The 25,033-nt window shown below is 55.9% G+C and carries 21 protein-coding genes and 1 pseudogene; 18 read left to right on the top strand and 4 right to left on the bottom strand.

What is annotated here, in order from left to right; translation table 11 throughout:
• Positions 1-5: 5 nt before the first annotated feature.
• The 3 genes from SLH49_RS02765 to hisI form a co-directional block, all read right to left on the bottom strand.
• A complete protein-coding gene (locus SLH49_RS02765; protein ID WP_320267643.1) occupies positions 6-1,151 on the bottom strand; it encodes an FIST signal transduction protein in 1,146 nt (381 codons plus the stop codon).
• A gap of 634 nt (positions 1,152-1,785) precedes the next feature.
• On the bottom strand, positions 1,786-2,208 hold the full coding sequence (locus SLH49_RS02760) for an outer membrane protein (protein ID WP_413785263.1): 423 nt from the start codon (positions 2,206-2,208) through the stop codon (positions 1,786-1,788).
• 379 nt (positions 2,209-2,587) lie between these two features.
• A complete protein-coding gene (gene hisI / locus SLH49_RS02755) occupies positions 2,588-3,061 on the bottom strand; it encodes a phosphoribosyl-AMP cyclohydrolase (protein ID WP_320267642.1) in 474 nt (157 codons plus the stop codon).
• A gap of 84 nt (positions 3,062-3,145) precedes the next feature.
• Here hisI and SLH49_RS02750 point away from each other — a divergent pair, with 84 nt between their 5' ends.
• Positions 3,146-4,279 carry a GTP-binding protein gene (locus SLH49_RS02750; RefSeq protein WP_320267641.1) on the top strand — a complete coding sequence of 378 codons (1,134 nt, stop codon included), beginning with the start codon at positions 3,146-3,148 and terminating at the stop codon, positions 4,277-4,279.
• Positions 4,280-4,722: 443 nt separating this feature from the next.
• Here the strand turns inward: SLH49_RS02750 and SLH49_RS02745 are convergent, their stop codons facing one another.
• Entirely contained in the window at positions 4,723-6,288 is a 1,566-nt protein-coding gene (locus SLH49_RS02745; RefSeq protein WP_320267640.1) for an alpha/beta fold hydrolase, read from the bottom strand.
• An 895-nt stretch (positions 6,289-7,183) separates the two neighbouring features.
• Here SLH49_RS02745 and SLH49_RS02740 point away from each other — a divergent pair.
• The 17 genes and pseudogenes from SLH49_RS02740 to SLH49_RS02660 all read left to right on the top strand — a co-directional run bounded on the left by SLH49_RS02740 (position 7,184) and on the right by SLH49_RS02660 (position 25,015).
• On the top strand, positions 7,184-7,774 hold the full coding sequence (locus SLH49_RS02740; protein ID WP_320267639.1) for an RNA polymerase sigma factor: 591 nt from the start codon (positions 7,184-7,186) through the stop codon (positions 7,772-7,774).
• Entirely contained in the window at positions 7,761-8,396 is a 636-nt protein-coding gene (locus tag SLH49_RS02735) for a hypothetical protein (protein ID WP_320267638.1), read from the top strand. Before SLH49_RS02740 ends, SLH49_RS02735 begins: the two co-directional genes overlap by 14 nt.
• Positions 8,393-9,577, top strand: coding sequence for a S8 family peptidase (locus SLH49_RS02730; RefSeq protein ID WP_320267637.1), 1,185 nt, complete (start codon positions 8,393-8,395; stop codon positions 9,575-9,577). Before SLH49_RS02735 ends, SLH49_RS02730 begins: the two co-directional genes overlap by 4 nt.
• Positions 9,574-10,593, top strand: a complete 1,020-nt coding sequence (locus tag SLH49_RS02725) for a peptidoglycan-binding protein (protein ID WP_320267636.1) — start codon at positions 9,574-9,576, stop codon at positions 10,591-10,593. The genes SLH49_RS02730 and SLH49_RS02725 overlap by 4 nt, the downstream gene beginning before the upstream one ends.
• 61 nt (positions 10,594-10,654) lie before the next feature.
• The gene (locus SLH49_RS02720) at positions 10,655-11,527 is read left to right on the top strand and encodes a DUF3365 domain-containing protein (RefSeq protein ID WP_320267635.1); all 873 of its coding nucleotides are present in this window, start codon (positions 10,655-10,657) and stop codon (positions 11,525-11,527) included.
• Complete coding sequence (locus SLH49_RS02715; protein WP_320267634.1) at positions 11,520-12,887, top strand: serine/threonine-protein kinase; 1,368 nt, start codon at positions 11,520-11,522, stop codon at positions 12,885-12,887. Before SLH49_RS02720 ends, SLH49_RS02715 begins: the two co-directional genes overlap by 8 nt.
• A gap of 59 nt (positions 12,888-12,946) precedes the next feature.
• The gene (gene tssA, locus SLH49_RS02710) at positions 12,947-13,981 is read left to right on the top strand and encodes a type VI secretion system protein TssA (protein ID WP_320267633.1); all 1,035 of its coding nucleotides are present in this window, start codon (positions 12,947-12,949) and stop codon (positions 13,979-13,981) included.
• Positions 13,982-14,043: 62 nt separating this feature from the next.
• Positions 14,044-14,553 (top strand): type VI secretion system contractile sheath small subunit, encoded by a 510-nt coding sequence (tssB, locus tag SLH49_RS02705; RefSeq protein ID WP_320267632.1) that lies wholly within the window; start codon positions 14,044-14,046, stop codon positions 14,551-14,553.
• Positions 14,554-14,556: 3 nt separating this feature from the next.
• Positions 14,557-16,053, top strand: coding sequence for a type VI secretion system contractile sheath large subunit (gene tssC / locus SLH49_RS02700; protein WP_320267631.1), 1,497 nt, complete (start codon positions 14,557-14,559; stop codon positions 16,051-16,053).
• Positions 16,054-16,127: 74 nt separating this feature from the next.
• Positions 16,128-16,664 carry a type VI secretion system tube protein Hcp gene (locus tag SLH49_RS02695; RefSeq protein ID WP_320267630.1) on the top strand — a complete coding sequence of 179 codons (537 nt, stop codon included), beginning with the start codon at positions 16,128-16,130 and terminating at the stop codon, positions 16,662-16,664.
• A 108-nt stretch (positions 16,665-16,772) separates the two neighbouring features.
• The gene (gene tssE, locus SLH49_RS02690) at positions 16,773-17,351 is read left to right on the top strand and encodes a type VI secretion system baseplate subunit TssE (RefSeq protein WP_320267629.1); all 579 of its coding nucleotides are present in this window, start codon (positions 16,773-16,775) and stop codon (positions 17,349-17,351) included.
• A gap of 6 nt (positions 17,352-17,357) precedes the next feature.
• Positions 17,358-19,232: a type VI secretion system baseplate subunit TssF gene (gene tssF, locus SLH49_RS02685; RefSeq protein ID WP_320267628.1), complete on the top strand. Its 1,875-nt coding sequence runs from the start codon at positions 17,358-17,360 to the stop codon at positions 19,230-19,232.
• Entirely contained in the window at positions 19,196-20,215 is a 1,020-nt protein-coding gene (gene tssG / locus SLH49_RS02680) for a type VI secretion system baseplate subunit TssG (RefSeq protein ID WP_320267627.1), read from the top strand. Before tssF ends, tssG begins: the two co-directional genes overlap by 37 nt.
• Before the next feature lie 338 nt (positions 20,216-20,553).
• Entirely contained in the window at positions 20,554-21,708 is a 1,155-nt protein-coding gene (locus SLH49_RS02675; protein ID WP_320267626.1) for a hypothetical protein, read from the top strand.
• A gap of 192 nt (positions 21,709-21,900) precedes the next feature.
• Positions 21,901-22,377 (top strand): annotated as a pseudogene (gene tssB, locus SLH49_RS02670) (type VI secretion system contractile sheath small subunit); the annotation flags it as partial.
• A gap of 327 nt (positions 22,378-22,704) precedes the next feature.
• Entirely contained in the window at positions 22,705-24,714 is a 2,010-nt protein-coding gene (locus SLH49_RS02665) for a type VI secretion system contractile sheath domain-containing protein (protein ID WP_320268504.1), read from the top strand.
• Between the two features lies 1 nt (position 24,715).
• The gene (locus tag SLH49_RS02660; protein ID WP_320267625.1) at positions 24,716-25,015 is read left to right on the top strand and encodes a hypothetical protein; all 300 of its coding nucleotides are present in this window, start codon (positions 24,716-24,718) and stop codon (positions 25,013-25,015) included.
• Positions 25,016-25,033: the final 18 nt, after the last annotated feature.

Genomic DNA, 25,033 nt, shown 5'->3' with positions numbered 1-25,033 from the left:
TTTGATTAGCCGAATACTATGCAGGATATCATGAGGTTTCCATGGCGATTTCCCGCCTTGATCAGCGTGCCTTGCTCACCAAAGGTGAACGCGCCCAGAAATGGTGCGCTGCCCAGTGCCGTGTTCACGCCATTGACTACCTCTGGGATGCTGTCCTGCACTGACAGCATGCAGCCCCCACAATAGATCATCAGGGCACCTGCAATAGGACCTTCATTCAGCCGACCAGTTTCCCGTGCCAGCGATGCGACACGACCCGCCCGCTCAACAAGGCTTTGCTTTGTGCCGTGCATAAGCGTAATCTCTTCGCCTTCCTCGACTGTGGCAAACATCTCCATCTCGCCGCTTTCATGGGCGACTGCGGGATGTGCGAGAAGAAAGAACGGCACTTGGCCTAACTGGTTGATTTCCCGGCCCAGCGGCCAAAGCGTGCTGGCACTTAGTATGGCCTCGGGACCGGAACCTTTGGGCACCAAAGGCACCTCATAACCCGTCCATTCCGCATAGACATCCATGGCCGGTTTGCCGTCGATTTCCTTTAGCGTGCGCCCGTCCACGCTAGTGACCCTGCCGGTCTTATCGGTGGGAGAGTACCCACTCTGATAGGCGAATGAAATCGGGCGCGATGGAAACAAAACCGAGACGATAACTCCCTCGGTTTCCCTGCCCTTGCCATCAAAAACGTACCAGTCACCGCTGACGGAGTTGTCTGCGGCGCTGCCACCAATGATGGGTATGTCGCTGCCAGTCACATCTTCGATGCCCTGCACAATCTCTTCTTCGGTTCCAGGCGTTGCAGAAACCCAAACGAGTTCTGGCTGCTCGCCCAGGCGGTCAGCTTGGCGCAGCGCATTCTGTGTTGCCGCCGTTGCTGCGGCGCGCGGCCCGGTGTCGAAGCTCGCCATCCCGGTGCCATAAGCCCCCTGGGCGTCTTCTATCGCAAAGACTGCCACTCCATCCGTTTTACCGGTGTCCGTCATGGCTCCAAGACAAGAGGTTGACCCATGTATGAAGTCTGGCAAGCCATGAGCTTTTCTCAGAACCGTGTCCGCAAAGCAGTTCGCGTGCGCAGTCACAAAGCTGAAGGGACCGTCACCCAAAGCCAAAACGGCGTCGTTGAGGGATACACCGCTTGCAGCTCTAATTCTCATTGTAGTCTCCTGCTCATCAGCGTTGATTTACACTGGCCCGCAAAGGTTCGCGACGGCTCCTAAGTATAGGCGGCTATGCTTTAGTATATGTGCGTGCCAAACATTTTAAGACAAATGTGATAGTCCGGCGCAGACAAAGGAAGACAGCAATACGATCCGTTATGCACCGGAGACGAGTGATCGTGGCAATAAAAGCGATCACGATGTCATACATCGCGCTAAGAAATCGCAAGCCGGGCTGAAAGCGCTAAATGCGCAAACCAAATCAGTCTAAACTCGACCGCATCATACTGGGCGACCATCGTAAAGGCAGACTTGTCAGCTAACCAATACCGGATTTGATAAGCACTCCCGGCAGCAACATCAGGACCGTGTTCCTCGTTCCTCAAGGCAGTGCCCAAGCAAACGGACTGGGGTGCGAAGTGCGTCAACATAGTAAGCAATAATAGCCTAGCACATCCAAGCATGCCTGTTTCTTTTCGGGTAGCCTGCAATCTCGAATATGGTAGCTCGCATTCTGAAGGAAAATGATCACGACAACCGTTTACGCCAACATTTCCTTCGTGACCGTCTCCTTTGATGAAGGGGGAGGTGAAGGGCCCGAAGAGCCCAGGAAACCAGGGGATCCCCGAGTTCAGAACCGAAACGCAGTGCCAAGAGCTATGTCGACGCTTCGATAGTCCGCACTTAGCGTTCCGCCCGGACCGCTAAGCGACTGACTGCCAGCGTCAAAATAGCGAAGCTCGCCGCTGATCGAACAACGGTCGGACACTGGGTATGCAGCCGCTGCCATAAGCTGATATCCAAAGACACCGGCGCCGCGGTTTCGCCGGGTGCCGCTGATGTCGAAGTCGATCTCGGTGACATAGGCGAGACCAGCCTCTACAAATGGCGTTAGGCGACCTCCCGCAACAGGCTTAAAGTCATAATATCCATTCAGTGCCAGCGTCGTAGATGCAAAGTCACCCGTAGTACCCGCTGCACCGTCAGCTTCGGCTGTCCGGTAAGCGAATTCGAGTTCGGCGCGGAAGGGACTTTCGGCGTAGCCGTAACCCACGGCCCCGCCGAACACCTGGCCGGTATCGAAACCAGAGGTTCATGTGACCGGACCCGCAGGGTCACTGTCAGACAATAAAGAGGCACCACCGAAGGCTTTCAGGTAAAACCCACTACCTGACGGATCTGCGAAGGCTGGAAACGGCACCATGGTGGGTCTGGAGTGTCAAAGTAAAGAATAAGTGCAGGAAGCCAACGGGATTGGCCTTGCCAACGGAGGAACGAATAAAGGCGATCCTGGCCCACGCCCCATCTATGGGTCTGATTTCTACGGGGCCTACCTGCGTGATCTTGCTTGCAACAAAATGAGTTTTGTCTTCCTAGGGCAACGTTGCCAGGTCGTTGCGGCCAAAATTCAGCGAGAAAATCTCGGCTGGCGATCAAAGTTGCGTCGGATTGGGCGCATCACCATAGACTGCCCCGGGATCGAAGGTCTTGCTATCTTCGGTGAAGACCAGCGGCTTGTCCGCATCACGACCTGTGGGCAAGGTGCGATAAAAGCAGGACCGATAGCCGACATGGCATGACGCACCCGAACCTGCGATTTCAACCCGCAACCAAATGGCGTCCTGATCGTCGTCAATCCGCGCCTCGACCACCTTTTGCACCAGACCAGATGTCGCGCCCTTACGCCACAAGGCCTGCCGCGCGCGGCTGAAATAATGTGCCTCACCGGTTTCAATTGTGAGTGCCAAAGCCTCTTCATTCATCCAGCCCAGCATTAAAACTTCCCCGTTTGCCGCATCGGTTGTGGTACAGAGCAAAAGGCCATTGCCATCAAACTTGGGCGCAAGTTCGGTGCCTTCTTCGACCTGTTCGACAGAGCGGCGGGGGTGGAAGATAAGTTTCGTCATGGATACGACCTTGAGATATGTTATGCTATAACATAAACGATATGCGCGCAGGTTGGCTGCAATGTAAAGGGGGGCTTTGTCACAATGAACAAACAAGACACGCGTGTTCCGGTGACGCTGCTGACGGGATTCCTTGGCGCTGGCAAAACCACATTGCTCAACAGTCTTATCCGCGACCCGGGCGCGGGCCGTATTGCGGTTGTGATCAACGAATTCGGCGATGTGGGCCTTGATCATGATTTGATTGAAGAATCCACCGAAGAAACCATCCTGCTCCCATCGGGATGTTTGTGCTGTTCAATCCGCGGCGACCTGATGAAATCTCTAGGCAAACTCATTGCACGGCGAAACAGTGGATCACTGGCCTTCGACCGGGTCGTGATCGAAACAACGGGCATTGCCGACCCCGGCCCCATTCTGCACAGCTTTGTGGTGGATCGCTTGGTCGGCCCCTATTTTCGGATGGACGGCATTGTGACCGTGGCCGATGCGGCGACGGGGTCCACCACGCTGCAAAAGCAGTTCGAAGCGGCGAGCCAAGTCGCGATGGCGGACCTGATCGTACTCAGCAAGTTGGATCTGGTGACGCCCGCAGCTTTGGCGCGTTTCGAAGCGCAAATCGCCGAAATCAACGCAACAGCAACACGCGTGCGTGCCGCCCATGGGCATGTCGCCACGAAGAAGCTCTTCGGATTGTCCGCCATGCGTGCCAATGTAACGCCTGACGTCGTTTCCAAATGGCTGGGTGCCGGTGCGGCGCCACCCGACCCCTTGGCCGGGCTGTCAGGTTTCGCACCAAAGCCCGATAAACCTGCCGCGTTGTCAGCGCCGACAGACGCCGCACCCGCTCATCACAACCACCGCATCAATTCGGCATCCATCGAAATGGCAGAGCCGGTTGCCGCTGATGTCTTCGACTTCTGGCTTGAAACACTCATGACCATCAAGGGGCCGAATATACTCCGCATCAAAGGCATTTTGCATGTGGAAGGTATGAACTGGCCCTTTGTTTTTCATGGCGTCCAGCACATCTTTGATCCGCCTGTCCCGCTCAAGAGCTGGACACATGAAGACAAAACCAGCCGCGTGGTGGTCATCGCCCGCGATATGAGTGCGGAAGACCTTGCTGCCAGCCTCGATCTTCTGCGGATGCAGGCCGTTGGCATGGACAAAGCCGCCAAAGCACTTGATGTTGAGATAAATGAGTTGCCGCTTTGATATTCGCCAAAATGTGTTCCGAGATGGCGCGGCGTTCATCACGGCGACACTTCAAGACTGGTCGAGGAAGCTGGGAGTCAAGCCAATCCGGATCTATACCGGATCACTCTGAGAGGATGGCTACAATCAGCGCTTAGTCAGCGCACTTCGCCGGGTAGTTCTCAATGCAAGGGCTCCACACTATCAAACAGGCGTAGGTTGTAATCAATGCATGACTCGGACGGTATGATCGTATCCGACGGCATCGGTCCCCAAACATGCGTCTGCCGATTCCAAAAGCCTCGCAAGAAAGTGGCGCATAGCATTGGGGCTAGAAAACGATCTAGAAACACTTCGGTCTGTCAGATGGATGAAACGACTGACGGGCCATACGTCAAGCTGACAGTGCTGCTACCAATAAGTTGCACTTCGCAACCGACAGCATCGGCTTGCCGGAATTCCGGTCAGCCGTGGTCAAGTAGGAATGCAGTGATTTCGTCCATGCAGACCTTCCAAGCTGGTTCATCGCCCAGAAGAAGATGATTGCGGCTTTCCAAAGTCACAAATTGTGCATGTGGGATTTCTGCCGCCAGCTTGCGGCCATATGCGGCGCTGACATGCTCGTCGCCGCGGGCATGCAGAACCAGTGTTGGAACATTGAGTTGCGGCAGCAGGTCGGCGATGTCGATTGCGGCTGAAGCCTCTTCGATGCGGGCTGCATTTTCGGCAGAGGCCGTGTGACGTTGGAAATCGTTGAACCAGTCCAAACGTGCCTGATCGGCGTCTGGCATCAGCGTTTGTGAGACCACGTTGCGGCAGGCTGGGTTGGTCTGATCCCATCCCAGACGGGCTAGGGTCAGCATCGCTTCGCGGCGCTGGCGCTCAACCTCTGAGCCACCGATACGCCATCCTGTATCGTAGCCTCCGATCAGTATCAGCGCGGAGACCCGATCGGGATTTGCAAGCGCATATTGGATCGCCGTTGCGCATCCTTGTGACGTGCCAAGCAGAGGAAACCGGTCCAGATCATGCGTATCAACGACCGCTGCAAGGTCATCGGCAAAAGACTGAAGATTGATCGCATCAACATGCGGTTCAGATAGACCGGTCCCGCGCCCATCATACCGGATAAAGGTGTTGTTGGCCGCGAGTGCCTGAAACGTCTCTTTCCAGACAGGGCTGTTCCATTCCAGTTCCAGGTGACCTGGACCAGAGGCCGCTTTGACCAAAGCCGGACCCAAACCCACCTTTGCATGGGCGATCCTGATACCGTCCTGCGTTTTGCAGAAGCCGATTTGCTGACGTTTATGGAGAACGGGCCGCGGCTGCCCAATGGCCGGAACAGGCGTTGTCCAGTCCTGCGCATCTTCGGCCATCAGCAGTTTGTAGTGGTTCAAGACGGTCTTTGCATCGTCTTTGCGACCAAGCGACGTCAGCTTTTGCCAAAGCTCAAATGGCGCGTCGTGGGAAAACGGCTCCAGACGGCACCATAGGCGCAACCATTTGACAGCCTCGGGGTCTGGCGTATCAGCTGCTTTGACGAGCTTCTGGATGATGCCACCGCGTAGTGCCTGGAGTTCTTCGCACTCGCTCAAAAGCCAGAGTTCGTAGTCCTGCGACCCCGACAAAGCCAGGCTGGAAAGTGGTCGTTGCGAGAGCAAAGTTGCCGCCTGACGCAGTTGTTTGGTCGTCGCTTTGGCGTCGTTATGGACGCTGCGCACGAAATTGGCGTCAAGGTGCACGCCGGTCATATCAAGACTGATACTGTCATCCGACGTGATCAGTTTTGATTCCGTCTGGTCCTTCAACGGTGGGCGCAGTTTGCTGAGCGACCATCGCAAGGCGGCACGCGGATCATTTGTGTTGTCAAAGAACATCTCACACAGATGTTCACGGCGATGCGACGTTCCTGTGATCGCCAGATAGGCCAGCAATGCGCGGGTTTTGCGTGACGAGACAAGCGGCACTTCGGTGCCCAGCTTGTAAAGCGACATCTCGCTCATCACGTTGATTTCAAACGTGTTAAGCATGTGTCGGCCTCGTCATATGAGGCGATGCGAACGACGGATCGATCACGCTGAAAAGGCGATCAAGCACCGATACAAACATGCCGCCTTCGACCGTTTTTGTATGTTGTATCGTTGCCGCCACTGTCGTTGTCACTTTCCAGTTATCGTTTGATCAAGTTACGCAGCGGCACTGGGTATTATTCTTAGAAAAGCTCGAAGGCGGTTTTTGGGCACTGCGATCCTCCGTTTCGCTGACTTGTCTGAACCGGGTTTCTCAATTTCAGTTCATAGGCTTACAAGCCCTTGGCACGTAGCAGGGCTCATGAATCCTGAAACAGAGAAAAAACACTCCCTCATGCCGTCAGGCCAAGGCGCTGGGTGCTGCGTACCGCTTGACCTTCTTTTGCTTTCAGAGATGACGACGTGGGTGGCGTGAGAACGCCCCTCCACTCCTTGAAATCGCAAGGCCAAGCAGATGGCCCAAAAAATGTATCGGCTTCGATGGCCCACAAATCATTGAAAATAAAATATAAATTATTGCGTCGTTGTTGGAGCACGGGCGAGAATCCAGAATCCACGCCTTTTACAACGCTCGTTCCAACGCTGCGCCCCACAGACCGTTTCTAGACCTGAGTTCAGCGGCGCGAAACACCAAGTGCGCCCTGAATATGATCTGTCGCCTGCTTTGCAGGTGCCTCTTATCAGGAGATAAAGACGTGTTTTATTTCAATTACTTAATAGCATATTACCCAGTACCCCTCGCGGCCCAATTTCACCGCAACAAACGCGCCTCTGCCTCCCAACACTGACCACCAACCCGTGCATTGACCTCCCGCAGAACGCGTTTGGCCAAGGGATGAACCTTTTTGCCGCCGTGCGGGACTAATCACCCAAGACGAGAAAGTGAAACCGCATCATGCGTATTTTGAAATCAATCCGAACCCAGACAAAGGCCGCGTCAGACGACGCTTTGATTGCTGCGATTGCCCAAGGCGATATGGCGGCGTTTGAACAGATTTACAGCAAATATTTCCCCAAACTGGTGCGGTTTTCAAAGCGCATCACAGGCAGCCAGGAAGCCGCCGAAGAGGTCACCAATGACGTGCTGATGACGGTCTGGCGGACCGCCGCACGGTTTGAGGGTCGCTCGAAAGTGTCCACATGGATCTTTGGCATCGCGTACCGCATGTCATTGAAACAAAGTCGCAAAATCAGTGCACGGCGGGGCGACGTGGAACTAGATGAAGGGATGGTCAGCGACAACACAAACGTTGCCGACGCCGTCATCACAAAAACCGATCTTGCCTGGGCGCTCAAGCAACTGAACCCCGATCTGCGGGCGGTTGTCGAGCTGACTTATTACAACGGTTATCTCTACACCGAGATTGCCGAAATCCTTGGGTGCCCGGTGGGCACGGTCAAGACGCGCATGATGACAGCGCGCCGCCGCTTACGCGCCATGCTGTCAGAAGACATCAACATAGGTAGTGAGAATGCAGTTGCATAACGGACAAAACTGGGGTCCGGCGGGCCGCCGTGACGCGCTTTGGGAACTTATCCCTTGGTATGTGAATGGGTCCCTGCCCGCGAAACAGGCGGACGAAATCAAGGCGAAAAGCAAGACTTGTGCAGATTTCGCCGCCGAAATCATGCGGCAGCGGGACATTGCAAGTGAGGTGCGCAAGCCGGACCTTTTTGATGTTCCGCTTGCGCGAAACTGGCAAGCGCTTCAATCGCAGATCAAGGCGGAAGAGCGGGCCCGCAGCCCCAAGTTCGATCTTTGGGAGCAGTTTGTCAGGAGACATAGCGGAACCGTCGCCTTTGTCAGCGTTGCCGCAATGGCCGCCCTCGTCATGCTGATGCCGCCGGAAGGGCCTGCATTTCAAACGCTTACTACAGATGCGCATATTCCTGCGGGGAATGTGATTAAGTTTCAACTGGCCGTAGGTGTCTCGGAAGATCAGTTGAGCGCGCGGCTGGCAGAGCTTGGTCTGACACTGATTGTTGGTCCGTCTGAGACCGGGGTTTATCAGGCATCTGTGCCAACTGATGCAGATGCGGATGCTCTGGCTGTCGCGCTTATTGAAACTGCCGAGGTGGCTTTTGCCGCAACCGAGGTCGCGCAATGACCTTGGCGCGCCTGTTCCTCATGATGTTTTTTAGCCTCACCATGGCCACGACGGGTCAGGCGCAGCATGCCGAAGCCGAGGATTGGCGTCTTGCCGATGCCGATCAGATCAGCTCGGACAAATACCTTATTCTAACTGTGGCCTTGGCAGATCGCGCCCGTCTTTCTGCGGTTACCGATGGGATTGAGACCACATTTGGCGTGCCGCTGACAGCCGAATGGCCCCTACAATCCATCGACGTTCATTGCCTGGTTTTTGACGCAACCGACGTCACTGACGTCGACGCGCTGATGCGTTCCATGCGGCAGGATGTGCGTATCGAAACAGTGCAGCGGATGCAGAGTTTTGAAGTCTCAGCACATTCTTACACCGACACGCTTTTTCCTCTGCAATGGTCTCTGGATCGTATGGATGTGGTGGAGGCGCATGCGGTCTCGACCGGGCGCGGTGTCACCATTGGCGTGGTCGACACGGCGATTGATCAGGCCCACGCGGATCTGGCCCGACAACTGCAGGACACCCGTGATTTTGTTGCCGCAAGCTCTGCTCACAGTGCCGAAACGCATGGCACCGCCATCGCAGCGGTGATTGCAGCGGATGCGACCAACGGCAGCGGCATCGTTGGCGTTGCCCCGGACGCCATGTTGATCGGTCTGCGTGCCTGCTGGGAAGAGGATGGACAGCCCGGCAGATGCAGCAGCTTCTCACTGGCGCGCGCATTGAATTTTGCCATCCTGAACCAGGTCGCGGTGATCAACCTCAGCGTCGGCGGCCGTTTTGACCCTTTGCTTGAAGATCTGGTTCTGGCGGCCCTGAACGCGGGCATCGTGGTCGTCGCCGCGTCAGGGGAAACGCAGGAAAAGGTCTTTCCCGCCGCGATCCCCGGCGTCATTGCAGCAGCAGGTCTGAAGAGCAATGGCATTCCCGCACCGATGATCGATGTCATCAGCGCCGCACCGGGGAACCGGCACCGGTATGTCTCGGGGTCCTCCATTTCTGCAGCACATGTGTCTGGCGTTGTGGCGCTCCTGCTGGCCGCGCGCACCGATCTGACCACCTTCGAAGTCACTCAGGCGCTGCAAGACGCCGTTGTTACATCAGGAACCGCCATGCCAATGCTGAATGCTTGCGCAGTCCTTCGGGCTGTGACCAATACAACCATGTCGTGTGCGCAGTCATGACGTGGCCCCTTACAAAACCGCGTCAAAACGCCCGGCGCCACCTGCTGCTGACTTCTGCGTTTGGACTTTTTGCAAGCGTCGCAAACGCGCAAGACGACCGCATTGTCGCCCTTGTTGTGTCTGTCGGCGATGGAAACACGCGTGCCAATGTGGTGCAGGAGCAATTGCAGGCGATAGGCGTCGAAACGCTGCGCTCGAACAACCCAAGCAATGCCGAATTGCGCTCGATGGTTAGACGTTTTGCGGACGAATCCGAAGATGCAAGCGCAACGCTCGTCTATCTGGACATGCCCGCCGTGTCTTTCGAGGGTCGGGAATATGTGCTGGCTGATGGAAGAGGTCTTGTCTCCTACACAGATGGGGTCGGCCGACCCACGGATATTTTCACCGAAGCCATTCCGCTTCTGGCTTTTGCGCGCACGGCTGCACAGGCAGAACAGGGTGGCGCTGTCATAACGACGGTCAGCGACCCGCTTGACGGCCTACCGGTTGAGGTCAGTCAGGTCGTGAATGCCCCCGATCCTGTGCCTGGCGCCAGTCCGGTGATCGTGGTCAGCGACGTAGATGCCGAACCGGTGCTCCAGGTCATTGCGGCGGCGGGCAACAACGAAAACGTTGAAATCGGTGCCATGTTCCGCCGCATGGTCGTGCATGAGGGCGTCTCTGTCTCGGCGCTACCGACGACCCCGATTTTCCTCAGGAAAGCACCAGAGGTCGTGGCGGAGCCGGAACCTGCCCCGGTGGTTCCGTCCGATCCTGAGCCGGAAGTCGAGATTGTCCAAGAAGCACCGGAAACTCTGGAAGAGTTGGAAATCCTCGAACAGTCGCTGTCACGCTCTGCAAAGCGGTCCATTCAAAGATCACTGCGCGATCTGGGCCATTACAAAGGCCTGGTCGACGGGATTTTCGGCCCGCAGACGCGCGAGGCCATCACCGCTTTTCAAGGCACGCGCTCGGAAGACCCCACAGGGTTTCTGACGCGGCGGCAGCTGCTTGATCTGAAATCACAGGGATAGGCCATGCACCGCTGCATTCATCACGCATTTTTCGGCAATCATTAACGAAAGGTCAGACCGAATGGGACTTCGTCTGAAATACAACATCGTTCTGATTTTGGCCTGCACCATCGGCATCGGCGCCGCAACGGGCATGTCCTATTGGATTGTTCAGAAATCGGCCATCGAAGAAGTGCACCGCGAAATCGGCCTGTTGCGCGCCAACGCGACGGCAGTGCGGTCCTATACGCTGAACAGCATCGACCCGCTCTTGTCCGACGACAGCGACATCCTGTTTTTGCCCGAGTCCATTACATCCTACGCCGCACGCACGGTCTTTGCGATTTTCCGGCAGCAATTCCCGCAATACAGCTACAAGGAAGCAGCCCTGAACCCCACCAACCCGGCCGACTTGCCTAACGCGCTGGAAGAAGACCTGATCAAACAATTCCGCGCAGATCAGTCGCTGGATCAGCTGTCGGCCATTGTCGAGGAGGACGGGGAACGCATCCTGACTGTCGCCTTTCCGATCACGATTGAGCAGGAAGGGTGCCTGAGATGTCATTCGAACCCTGAAATTGCTCCCCCTGCGATGGTCGACCTTTACGGCTCGGAAAACGGCTTTGGCTGGGAATTGGGCGAAACCGTGGGTGCCCAGTTCATCTCGGCACCGATGGCGCTGGTCGATGAACGCTCTCAGGAAACAAGCCTCATCCTGAGCTCGGCACTGGTGATCGCCTTTTTGCTGGTTCTGATTGTAACCAACATCATGCTGAGCCGTATCGTTTTGCGCCCCGTCGCGCGCATGTCGCAGGTGGCTGAACAGGTCAGTCTGGGCGACTTTTCGGTCCCCGAATACGCAAAGCCCGGCAAAGACGAGATCAGCTCACTCTCGCTGTCTTTCAACCGGATGCGGCGCAGCCTGGAAAGCGCGATGAGGATGATCGATGACTGATCATACCATCATACAGCCCGGCGCCCAAAAGCGGATCGGCAAGTATCTTGTCGATGGCATTCTGGGCGAGGGCGCGATGGGTGTGGTCTATGCCGGGCATGACCCGGACATCGACCGACAAGTCGCGATCAAGACGGTCCACAAGCATCTGATTGATGCGTCTGCCGATGGCGATTGGCTGGAAAGGTTCGCCCGCGAGGCCCGCGCGGCAGGCCGCGTGCTGCACCCAAATCTGGTGACCATCTTCGAATACCTGCAGGAAGAAGGTGTGCCCTATCTGGTAATGGAGCGGATCCGGTCGATCACTCTGGAGGATCGGCTGGTATCGCCGGATGGCCTGGACCTGCAGGAGGTCATGACAATTGCATCCCAGATCCTTGATGGGCTGGACTGCATTCATGCGGCGGGCATCGTGCACCGCGATCTGAAGCCCGCCAACGTGATGCTGACCGAGAGCGGCGCGATCAAGCTGACCGATTTCGGGATCGCCCGGATCACCGCGATGGACAAGACCGGCGCGGGTATGATCGGCACCCCTGCCTATATGGCGCCAGAGCAATTCTCGGGCGGGGATGTGGATGCACGGGCTGACATCTATGCGATGGGCGTCCTGCTCTACGAACTGATTACAGGCCAGAAACCATTTAAAGGCGGGGGTATCGAAGCCCTTATCATCGCGTTTCAGTCGGGCGATGTGACACCACCAAGCGCGCTTGTGCCCGGCATCCCCCAAGCACTGGACGATGTCATTCTGAAAGCGATGAACCCCGACGCGGTGCAACGCTTTGCCAGCGCTGCCGAGATGCAGGCCGCATTGGCAGAAGCGTCTGGGCACGAGGCAGCGGCTATTCGTCTGCCCACCGCGTCTCGTGAAGCATCTGATTTGGCGAGATCGGCCTCCAACACGATGCTGCGCCAGATGTCGTCAGAGACGATGGCGCAGGTTGAGCACAATCTTGTCACCAAGATTGGTCCGATGGGTCAGGTGATTGCGCGGCGTGCGGCCGCCAGCGCCAAAAACACCGAAGAGCTGCTGGAACTGGTCCTGAAGGAAGTCACCCAGGTCGATGAACGCAATGACTTGCGCGATTCCATCATGCGGCTGCTTGCCAGCAATATTGGCCCCGTTTCCGCAGGTGTTCAAGACCGCGACCTGCAGCAGCTGATCGCGCTTCTCAAACCCTATCTCGGTCCGATCACGACCATTCTGGTCAAGCGACAGGCCGCGAAATCCGCGTCGGTTCAGGATCTGATCCGGGACCTGTCGGAAAACATCAAAAATCAAACCGAAAAGACCGAATTCGTTGAGGCCGCACGGCAATTGCACGGCAGCGCAACCGACAACGCGACAGAGGATTAACCGGATGCATAGCAATTCCCGTTTCAGCACGAACCCCCCGCAAACGAAAGGATCACGCGATGCTTGATCTCGACCAGATGCTGCAAAGCATCAGCGATGATGCACCGAGCGGCGAAGATCTGGAATATGATCCCGCCTTCACGGAACTGGAGATGGCCAATCAGCCCGGTGAAGAACGGGTGATCGGCGATGCGGTTATCCCCGCAGAAGATCCCGATTACGGGCAGGTCGCTGATCTGGCCATAGCACTTTTGGACCGCACAAAGGACCTGCGGGTGGCCGTCATTCTGGCCAATGCTGTTCTGGCGACAGAAGGGTTGACCGCCTTTGAGGTCGTTCTGCAGTACATGCGGCGCTCGGTCGAAGAGCATTGGGACAGCGTCCACCCGCAACTGGATGAAGAGGACGACGACGATCCCACGATGCGGGTGAACGCAATCCTGGGCCTGACAAACCGCGACACGGTTCTAAAAGCGCTCCGGTTAGCACCGCTGACGGACAGCCGCTCCTTCGGGCAGTTCAGCCTGCGGGATATGGAGGTGGCTTCAGGTGACATCCCGGCGCCCGATGACATGGACACGGTGCCGGCGATGCAGACAGTTTCTGCGGCCTTTCAGGATGAAGGACCTGAAAAGATCGCGGAAAGGATGGCCGCCATTGTCGCGATGGAAGAGCATATCAAGGCGATCTCGGACACGTTTGATGAGCATGTCGGCACTTTGGGCCCGGACTTGTCGCCGCTTTCCAAGATGATCTACGACATTAGGAAGCGACTATCTGTCTACACCGACAGCGCGGCCCCGGAAGACACCAGCAACGATCCGGCCACATCTGACACGCCAGTGCAAGCCGCAGTCACACATCTACCCGGCTTGGTCAGTTCGCCCAATGACGTGATCAACGCGCTCGACCGGATCGTTGAGTATTACACGCGCAACGAACCCTCCAGCCCGGTGCCAATTCTCTTGAACCGGGCCAAGCGGCTCGTGTCTGCAGATTTCGTGACCATCATGAAGGATATGGCGCCGCTGGGTGTTGAAAACGTGGCGCTGATTGGTGGCCTGCCCTCAGACGAAGATGACGACTACGACTAGCGCGGATCGGGCCGATCATCCGGCATCCGCACCACTCTCTCACCCATAAAAGGAAATCAATCATGGCGAAAAGCAGTCAGAAATTCATTGCCCGCAACCGCGCCCCCAGGGTCCAGATCGAATATGATGTTGAGCTCTACGGCGCCGAAAAGAACGTGAAACTGCCCTTTGTGATGGGGGTGATGTCGGATTTATCCGGCAAGTCCGAAGAGCCACTGCCGGCTGTGGCAGATCGTAAGTTTCTGGAGGTCGATATCGACAATTTCGACGATCGGATGAAATCGATGAAACCACGCTCAGCCTTCGCCATTCCCAACACACTGACCGGAGAAGGTAATCTGGCAATCGACATGACCTTTGAAAGCATGGACGATTTTTCGCCAGCCGCCATCGCCCGCAAGGTCGCGCCGCTAAAAAAATTGCTGGATGCGCGAACCCAATTGGCAAACCTGACCACTTACATGGACGGAAAGACCGGTGCGGAGAACTTGGTGGCCGAGGTGATCAAGGACCCCGATTTGCTCAAGGCTTTGGCCTCGGCGCCTGCCGCGAAACCGGAGAACGAGGAATAGGTCATGAACGAGACAGCAAAAGAGACGCAAGCGGCCGAAACGGAAACGATCTTTGCATCGTCCGAATTCGCGGATCTTCTTGAAAAGGAGTTTCGGCCCAAATCCGAGCAGGCCAAGACTGCCGTGGAAGAGGCAGTAAAAACGCTCGCGGCACAGGTGCTGGAAAACGAAGAATTGGTCTCGGACGACGCGCTGCGCTCAATCGAAGGGATCATTGCGGAGATTGACAAGAAGCTGACCGAGCAGATCAATCATATCCTGCATCATCAGGATTATCAGAAACTGGAAAGCGCGTGGCGTGGTCTTCATTTCCTGGTCAACAATACCGAGACCGAAGAACAGCTGAAAATCCGTGTTCTGAATATCTCAAAGAAAGACCTGTCGAAGACACTCCGGAAATACAAAGGGACCGCCTGGGATCAGTCGCCGATCTTCAAAAAGCTCTATGAAGAAGAATATGGCCAATTCGGTGGTGAACCTTACGGCTGTATGGTGGGCGATTATCATTTCGACCATTCGCCACAGGATGTTGAAATCCTTGGTGAGATGTCAAAGGTGGCCGCAGCCTCGCATGCACCGTTTATCACCGGCGCCAACCCATCGCTTTTGCAGATGGATAGCTGGTCGGAATTGGCCAACCCGCGCGACATTACCAAGATTTTCCAGACACCCGAATATGCCAGCTGGCGCAGCCTGCGCGAAAGCGAGGACAGTCGCTATCTTGGCTTGGCCATGCCGCGCTTTTTGGGCCGGCATCCCTACGGCGAGAAAACTGATCCGGTTGAGGAATTTGCGTTCGAAGAAGACACCGAAGGTGCCTCGTCGAACAAGTATTGCTGGGTCAATGCCGCCTATGGGATGGCCAGGAATATCACGCGGTCATTCAAGGAATATGGCTGGTGCACGCGCATCCGCGGTGTCGAATCCGGTGGCACGGTTGATAATCTGCCCAGCCACACCTTCCCCACCGACGATGGCGGCGTAGATATGAAGTGCCCAACAGAAATCGCTATTTCAGACCGACGTGAAGCCGAATTGGCGACCAACGGGATGATGCCGCTGATCCATCGCAAGAATTCTGATACGGCGGCCTTTATCGGCGCGCAGTCGCTACACAAGTCAGCCGAATATGATGACCCGGATGCGACTGCAAACGCCAACCTGGCAGCGCGCCTGCCGTACCTTTTCGCCACCTGCCGCTTTGCCCATTACCTCAAATGCATCGTGCGCGACAAGGTGGGGTCATTCCAGGGTCGTGATGACATGCAGGAATGGCTGCAAAATTGGATTAACAACTATGTTGATTACAATGCCAGCTCGTCGCCTGAAGAGGAAAAAGCGCGCAAGCCATTGGCCTCGGCCGAGGTGCAAGTCGAAGAGGTCGAAGGTAATCCCGGCTATTACACGTCGAAATTTTTCCTTCGTCCCCATTACCAGCTTGAGGGCCTTTCCGTTTCGCTCAGGCTCGTCTCAAAACTGCCTTCTCAGAAAAAGGCCTAGTCATATGGCCGCGGCGTCTTACTGGCGCCGCGCTTCTGCAACAAATACTCTATTCAACCTAGAAGGAACCCGATATGTCGATTGATGCATTCCTGTATTTTCCAAAACAGGCAAAACGCCAAATTCGTGGCGAGACCATGGATAGCGACTTTGGCGGCAAAGGCGCTTTTGAATTAACGGACTTCAGCTTTGGTGCCGAAAATAGCCTTCAAATGGGATCATTCTCAGACGGTGCTGGTGGCGGTAAAACCGATTTCGAGCCTTTCAGCGTGAGCAAGCGAGCAGATACGGCGACATGTCCTCTGTTCCACACACTCTGCGTCGGTCAGCATATTCCGGAAGCGATTTTGGAATTGCGCCGCTCCGGCGGGTCCGACAGAAAGTCTGGCTCCACCTTCCTAAAGATCCATTTTCTGACTGTTGTTGTCAAAAGTATCAAATGGGCGGGTGATGATGAAAGCGTTAAAGAAGATATCGAATTTGAGTCCGGCGCGATGAAGATTGAGTACTTCCGCCAGGACAAGACCGGCAAGCTCAAGAAAGCCGACGGCGATGCAGGCGAGGCGAAGTGGAGCCGCATGCTAAACGACGAAGTGTATCGCGTCGCATAAGCTACTCCGTTGACCTGGTGCGCGGGAAGGACGCGCACCAATCCTGTTCCACACCACCGGGGATGATCGCAATGACAGACGGAGAGCGTCTAAAGCACGGTGATTTCGATGGCGCTTTGGTGGTTTGCTGCCAAATGCCTCATCGCAACACGACAATCCCGACGGACCAGCGGGACATCGCCCGGACCAATGGTTGAGCGCCTGCTGGAAGAACGCCTGCAGCCGTCTTTGCTGGACCGGTTGACCGACGAGGCACCCGACAAAAAGACGGAAACCTCTTCAAGCTGGATCATTGATATCAACAGGTTGCGCGAAATCATCCAACGCGATCTGGCATGGCTTTTGAATACATCGAATTGCGAGGCCGAACATGATCTCTCGGCTTATCCCAATGTCGCTCGATCAGTCCTGAATTACGGCATCACTGATATCTCCGGGTCAGTTGCGACGCAGGATCGCGCGTTCGACATTAAACAGACGATCCGCAAGGCGATTGAAACGTTCGAGCCGAGGCTGCTGCCGGACACACTTCAGGTTGACATGCGTCAGGACAAGGTCGGGACAAGCGCTGTGATCTCGTTTGAAATCCGCGCGGAGCTTTGGGCCGAACCCGTCCCCATCGATCTTTATCTGCGGACGGCGCTGGATGTGACGACCGGTGCCGTCACCGTGACCAGGCAAGGGTGAGCCCACATGGATACGCGTTTGCTGAAGCATTATGAACAAGAACTGACCTTCATGCGTGAAATGGGGTCGGAATTCGCGAGCACATATCCCAAGATTGCCGGGCGCCTTGGCATGGACCAGCTTGAGGTTTTGGACCCCTATGTCGAACGCATGCTTGAGGGCTTTGCGTTTCTCGCGGCGCGTGTCCAGCTTGAACTGGATCTGCAATATCCTGTTTTCACGCAGAACCTGCTGGAGATCGTCTATCCCCATTTCCTCGCCCCGATCCCGTCGATGATGATCGCGCGGCTGACGGCGGACGCTGCGCAAGGCAATCTCGACAACGGCTTTACCCTGCCGCGCGGCACCCAGCTTCGTGGACATGTCCGAGAGGGCGAACAGACCGCGTGCCTTTTCCGAACTTCGCAGGATGTGACGCTTTGGCCGTTGGAGATATCAGAGGCCGAATATGTCGATGGCCGTAGTGAGTTGGTTGCCGCTGGCCTTGCACCATTCTCACCCGCCAAGGCCGCGTTGCGCCTGCGCATACGCCGGACCGATGGGGCGAAGATTTCTGAGCTGCCGCTGGATCAGTTAACGCTCTTTCTTTCGGGCAGTGCGTCCGAGCCATGGCGGCTTTATGAGGCGATGCTGGGTCAGGGCATTGGTCTTGCCGGGCGATCAACCGACCGGCGGGCCGATTGGGCGGAATACCTTGGGACGCATATTCGGCCACGCGGCTTTGACCCTGATGAGGCGCTTTTGCCGACCCCGGGCCAATCTTTTGAGGGCTATCGGTTGTTGCAAGAATACTTCGCCATGCCGCAGCGGTTCTTTTTTGTCGAACTGGGCGGGCTGCAAAATGCCCTGCAACGCGCGGAAGGCGATGACCTCGACATTTACGTCCTGCTGCGTGACGGAAACCCCGCTCTGAAATCGATCAATCACACGCATTTCGAATTGCACGCTGTCCCGGCAATCAATCTGTTTTCCAAGCGTTGCGACCGGGTCCACATCAACAGCACAGAGGTGGATCATCATGTCACGGTCGACCGCACCGCGCCGCTTGATTACGAAATCTACCAGCTGAATTCCGTCACTGGGATCAGCGGAGAGGGCGAAAATGATGTCGCCTTCCGTCCCTTCTACAGCGCGCAGGACTTCACCCCAAATGGCGATACGCATCAGGCCTACTACAGCCAAAGGCGACGGATGCGCCAGCGGTCCGAGAAACAGCGGCTAAAGGGCGCGCGGACCTCTTATCTGGGATCCGAGATTTATCTGTCACTGACCGACAGGCAGCAGGCCCCTTATCGCCAGGATCTCAAGCAACTCGCCGTCACCGCACTCTGCACAAACCGTGACCTGCCGATGCTGACGCCGATTGGGCAGGGCGAGACCGACTTTACGCTACCCGACGGTGGCCCGGTTTCCGAAGTGCGGGCCATTGTGCCCCCAACCAAGCCGCGCCCCAGCTTGGCCGATGGTCAGCAGGCCTGGCAACTGATCAGTCATCTTAGCCTGAATTATCTGTCCATCGCCGACGCTGACCGTGGCAAAGCGGCGACCGCCCTGCGCGAGATCATGGGGCTTTACATGCCGCTTGGTGCTCCCGCGTTGAGCAAGCAGGTTGAAGGGCTTTTATCCGTTGAGACACGACCCATCGTACGGCGCATGGCCGAGGATGTCTTGTCAACGGCGGTGCGTGGCATCGAGATCAAAGTGGGGTTCGATGAAAGCCAGTTCGAAGGTACCGGCTGCTATCTGATGGGTGCGGTGTTGGAAGCCTTCTTTGCCAAATACGTGACCCTGAACAGTTTCACAGAAACCGTCATCCATTCCACCCAACGCGGAGACATCAAAAGATGGCCAGCCAGAAGCGGGAGGCGGGTTCTGATCTGACGCGCCTTGCTGCACTGCGCGATGACCCGCAATCCCATCACATCTTTCACGCTCTGCGCCTGATCGAAGCGGCGCACCCGGACCGTCCGCGTCTGGGACGATCTGCGCGACCTGCAGAGGACCCGGTCAGGCTCAAGCAAGAGGCGGAGCTGGCTTTTGCGCCATCAGCGATTTCCGATTTCTCGGACGATGTTGAAACGGGTCCGCATAAACTGACACAGCGGTTTTTCGGCCTTTTCGGCCCCAATGGCTCGTTGCCTTTGCATCTGACCGAATATGCCCGTGACAGACAGCGCAATCACGATGATCCGACCTTCATCGCTTTTGCAGATATGTTCCACCACCGCATGTTTTCGCTGCTCTACCGGGCATGGACCAGCGGCCAGCCGGCAGTGTCGTTTGACCGGCCCGATGATGATCCGTTCGACACGAAGGTGGCAGCCCTTTCAGGACTGGCCGAACGGGCGTTCGAAGACCGGGACGCCATGCCCGATCTGGCCAAGCGACACTTTGCGGGGCTACTGGGGAGTGCCACGCGCAGCGAAGCCGGTCTTGAGGCGATGCTTTCTGGGTTCTTCGGTGCCGACGTTTCAATTGAGAGCTTTGTGGGCAGTTGGCTGCACCTTGAACCACACGACCGCGGGCAATTGGGTGGCGTTGCACTGGGTGGGAATGCGAGTCTGGGAACGAAAGTCTGGTCGCGCGAGGCGAAGTTCCGTGTGCGCATCGGCCCGTTGAACTTGGAGGACTATAGGCGGCTTTTGCCCGGTGGCCAAAGCTTCAAAAAGCTCGCCGCCATCATCCGCAATTACCTCGGCGATACCCTGGAATGGGAGGCCAACCTGATCCTGCAAAAGGCGGAGGTGCCACAATGCGCCTTGGGTCAGTCAGCCGATCTGGGGCTGACAAGCTGGATCGGCGAACGGCCGGATCGCGATGCCGACGACCTTTATCTGACAACACCTGCACAGCACTGCGCGTGATCTGCGTCTGACAAAGGACTTCAGAAAGGTCCGCGAACGCAAGCGGGCTTCTGACCCGTATCTTGGTTGGTTTGAACGTTGCAAGCATGGCCAATGATCTGGGGAATGCTGACCTGGCGCATGGATCATCGTCAAAAACGCAGAGACTCAAAAAAATTCGTAGACCCCGAACCTTCCTGAAGCTTCCCGGCACTTAATAACAAGCGGAAGCAAAATAGGAAAAAGTACTGTGCCCTAACTTACAAGGGCTGTTTTCAACATGTCCCGCCGCATTTTAGTTTCACATTTCAATTGGCGCAGCTGCCTTTGCCAGTTGATAATCTAAAGGAGAACACCAAGTGGCCACAATCGTCTTAGTTGATCATGACTTGAAACAAGTGCTTACGGCAAAGGCAAAACCAAGTGCGATCAAACTCGAAAAGAAAATACCAATAAAGATCGCATTGCAAGTTGACGGCAAAGGAAATGAGGCGGTCGATAAAGATCCGCTGCTCCAAGCAAAAATTACAAAGCCAGCAACAAAATCCTATCAGACGCTCGTTATTACCCTGGCCAGCGATCTTATGGACGCCGACAAACGTGTTCAGAAGGCAAAAACGGCTGCAGAACGTCAGAAAATCGTCGATATTTTCACCAAAACAATGCAGGCAAAGATAGCCAAGCACAAGACTTTGGGAGAGCAAAAGGCTATTGCGGCATGGGGCAAGGTGAAGAAAGAAAAACGAGAGTATCTGAATTATAAACTCAAAGCTGTATACGAATTAGGCTCTGACGCGCTCTCATTGACTGTCGACATCGCATCAATTCCGGCATCGGGCGGTTTGTCAGCTGTCCTGGCCGGCATCAAGGCGTTCAGGACAATCATGAAGATGTCCTTGAAACTTTATCAAATGTCGCTATCGGCAAACAAGATGCAGAAGAAGGTCAAAAAGCATCTGGAGACACTAAAAAAACAGTATAATGGCGATAAGAAAGAACTTTCAGGGCTGAAAGGAACACTGAAAGCAGCTGCAAACAAGATCATTGGTGCGAAGTTCATCACAACCATCGACAGCGTAAAGAGTGAAAATGACCAATATGAAAAAACACTTCTCGGCGTGAAGGTGAACTCTCATAAGGTTGCAAAGGAGCTGAACAAGCTGTTGAAATTCCTAGATACCGCAAGCAAGAATAAGGACGTAAAATCCAGTAAGAAAACCTTGAACTCAATTGAGAAAATGAACGACTCTGTGCGTAAATTGCTTGATCGTATCATTACCATGCAAGAGACTGCTGAAAAGGGCGATAAGTTTATTGCCGACACCAAAATTGCTATCAATGAGATTGAAAATATCGAACCAAGTAAATGGAAATATATTAAAAAGGGCCTTGTGCTAGTTGATATTATGCTTGAGGTCGATGACTACAGCAGTGTGCAAAAGGTTGCCGAACAGATGGGCGAGGCGGCAATTGATCAGATTGAGTCCGAGCTGAAAGATCGCATGGCCGCCTGATCAGACCATACGCTAGTTATTGGCGGTGATTTGAGTAATCATAGCACTAGTACGGCAGAGGTTTTTACCTCTGCCGTTTTTAGATATTCACGTACCAATGAACCCTTTACGTGCCAGACGGCACTAACCATCGAAACCAGAACGATGGTGGGATTTCTCCACACCAAAGCCAGCGATCCGAGGAGTGCCTGCATGTCAAAGAGCGGTCAGAAATTTGTTGCGCGCAACCGCGCCCCGCGCGTGCAAATCGAATATGACGTTGAACTCTATGGTGCGGAAAAGAGCGTGCAACTGCCCTTTGTAATGGGTGTGATGTCGGATCTTTCCGGCAAATCTGAGGAGCCGCTTCCATCTGTTGATGACCGCAAATTTCTTGAAGTCGACCTCGACAATTTCGATGACCGGATGAAGGCGATCAAACCCCGCGCGGCCCTTACAGTGCCCAATACCTTGACTGGCGATGGTAATCTGCCCGTGGACTTGACCTTTGAAGCCATGGACGATTTCTCGCCCACGGCGATTGCGCAGAAGGTCGCGCCACTTCGCAAGCTCCTTCAGGCGCGGACAGAGCTTGCGCATCTGGCCACCTATATGGACGGCAAGGCAGGTGCGGAAGACCTGATCGCCAAACTGATATCCGATCCGGCGTCGTTCGCGGCTATCGCAAATGTGGACGCGGAGGATACGGAAGAGGGGGTGACTGAGGCGCTGGAAAGCTTGCGTCAGACCGCCCCGTCCGCCACCCAAACGGTTGACAGCGAGGCTGAGACAAAAGCCGCGTTAGACGATATCCGCCGACGCGCAGCCGAGACGGTGCAGGAGGTGTCTGTGGACGACACAGCACTTGCCCTCAATGCACTACACCATGCCGCGGAGGGTGCCGCCACCGAAGAGGACGACATAGCTGAGACTCTGGAAAGTGCCGCCGTGGTGTCTGAACCAGCCTCTGACGATACAGATGTCCAGGTTGAGGACACTCCTTCCGATGACATTGTGATGATTGATCAGGACGATGCCGACGACACAATCGCCGCATCTGATAATGAAGATGATGTCCTTGGCGCGCAAATGGACAACGGCTTTTCCGAAGATCTCGCGGACCTGTCGGAAGAAGAAACATTAGATGTTGAGACAGATGATCCTGTCGAGGCCGAAGAGACTGTTATTGCCGAACCATTCGGCACGATGTCAGCCGAACGGCCCACGGATCTTGACCAAACATCCGGCAAGTTTCGCATTGCGATCCTCGGTGACTTTTCCGGTCGGGCGAGCCGGGGGATTATTGAAACGGGCGCTGATCTGGCAAACCGCAAGCCGATCAAATTCGACATCGACAACATTGAGCAGATCATCCGCCGGTTTGCGACCACCTTGGTCCTGCCCATCGGAAACGATGGTGCGGGGGTCGAGGTGAAGCTGAGCGAAATCGACGACCTTCATCCCGATGAGCTCTACGAAAATGTAGCGGTCTTCGACGAATTGTCGGCCCTACGCCAGCGTGTCGCGATGGGTGACGGCGCAGCAGCGATTGCCGATATGCAGGGTTGGGCAGAGAGCTTTGGCGACCTCAAACTGTCCTCCCGCAAGCGGGCCAAGGGTGCCGATGTGCCCGCGGATCGCAAGCTCAGCAGCTTCCAAAGCCTGATGAGTGAAGTCGATAAACGATTGGCCAAAGCCAGCCCCGCATCCGACTTGATCGAGCGGATCGTTGGCCCTTATGTGCAAGCCGCACCCGACCCCGCGCAAGGCTCAATGCTGGCAGCGATTGACGAGGCTATCTCGGGTGCGATGCGCGCCATCCTGCATCACCCCGATTTTCAGGCCATCGAGGCCACATGGCGGTCACTTGACCTGCTGGCGCGGAGGATCAACACCGGCCCGGACATCGAGATCGTGCTGTATGATGTCTCGGCAGAAGAATGGGCGCTTGACCTCTCCGCGCAGGACGATCTGGCCGAAAGCGGTCTGTTTCAAATGCTGGCGGAAGAGCCTCGACTGGATGAGGCGCAAGGCGCGCTCTCGGCGGTTTTCGGTCTCTACACGCTGGAAGAAACGCCCCCCCATGCTGAACTGCTGGCAAGGATGTCGCGGATTTCGGCGTGGATGAACGCGCCCTTCATGACGGCAATTTCACCCAAATTTCTTGAAACACCCAAACACGAACGCCATCCGCTTGTCGCCAAAACATGGGATGCGCTGTCTGCCTTGCCCGAGGCCGCCTACATAGGGCTGGCCGCGCCCCGGTTCCTGCTGCGTCTGCCCTATGGCAAGAAGACAGAGCCGGTTGACCCCTTTGATTTTGAGGAATTCAGCCTGCGCAGCGGCCTGAAAGGCATGCTTTGGGCGAACCCCGTCATTCTGTCCGCGATCCTGATGGCAGAGACGGTCAATCAGCACGGTAAGAAGATGCGGCTTGGGCAGATCATGTCGCTGGACGATATGCCGTTCCATTACATGACCGACCAATATGGTGATCAGGTGGCGCTGCCTTGCACCGAGAGGCTCTTGAACACACGCACCACCGCTGATGTGGTCGCCCGCGGCTTTATCCCGCTCTTGTCGATCAAGGGCCGTAACGAAGTGCGGCAGGGATCGTTCCAGGCCCTTGGTGCAGGCTCGCTTGCAGGCCCATGGGGTCAGGTCGGCGGGTCGGGCCTTGCAGCGGATGGATCAGAGGTCGGGTTTAACGCAGGCCTCGCGTCGGACGATACAAGTGCGGCAGACGATGCCGATGATGATCTGCTGGATCTTGAGACCGGTGAAGAGACCGAAGACGACGATCTGGATGCGTTGTTCGCAGATACCGACGACAGTGATGCGCCCGATTTCGGCAGCGATGACACGGACCTGGACGCACTTCTCGCCGACGATGACGACATGAGCGCTAGCGAAGATCTCGATGCTCTGCTTGCCAGTTTTGATGACGATGATGACGGCACCGGTGACGGCGATGACGACGACACCGAGATGGACCCGGAACTGGCCGCCCTATTGGAAGGATTGTAAGATGCGCGATACCGATGATTTCCTGGACGAACCCAACGCAGACAAGGTGATTATCGCCCGCGTGGGTCACGCCTTTTGGCTGCTGGAAGGGGAGCAGCATTTTGGTGCCATGCTCGCTGGCGACGGGTCTTATCCAAAGCCGGTCACCTGCATCGCCTTTCAGTCGCAGCCCCACTTTATCGATGCGTTGGACGCACAAGGTGTCAGCTTCCACACGCTATGGGGGATCAACCCCGCCATTATCCGGCGGCTGGAACGTGACGCGGAGCTTGTCGAAGTCACGCCGCCCCAGGCCGCATAACCCGACCCTCAGCAAAAG

It is taken from the genome of Cognatiyoonia sp. IB215446 (genome assembly GCF_033963825.1).
Lineage (GTDB): Bacteria > Pseudomonadota > Alphaproteobacteria > Rhodobacterales > Rhodobacteraceae > Yoonia.
This window is presented reverse-complemented; position numbering and strand designations above follow the sequence as displayed.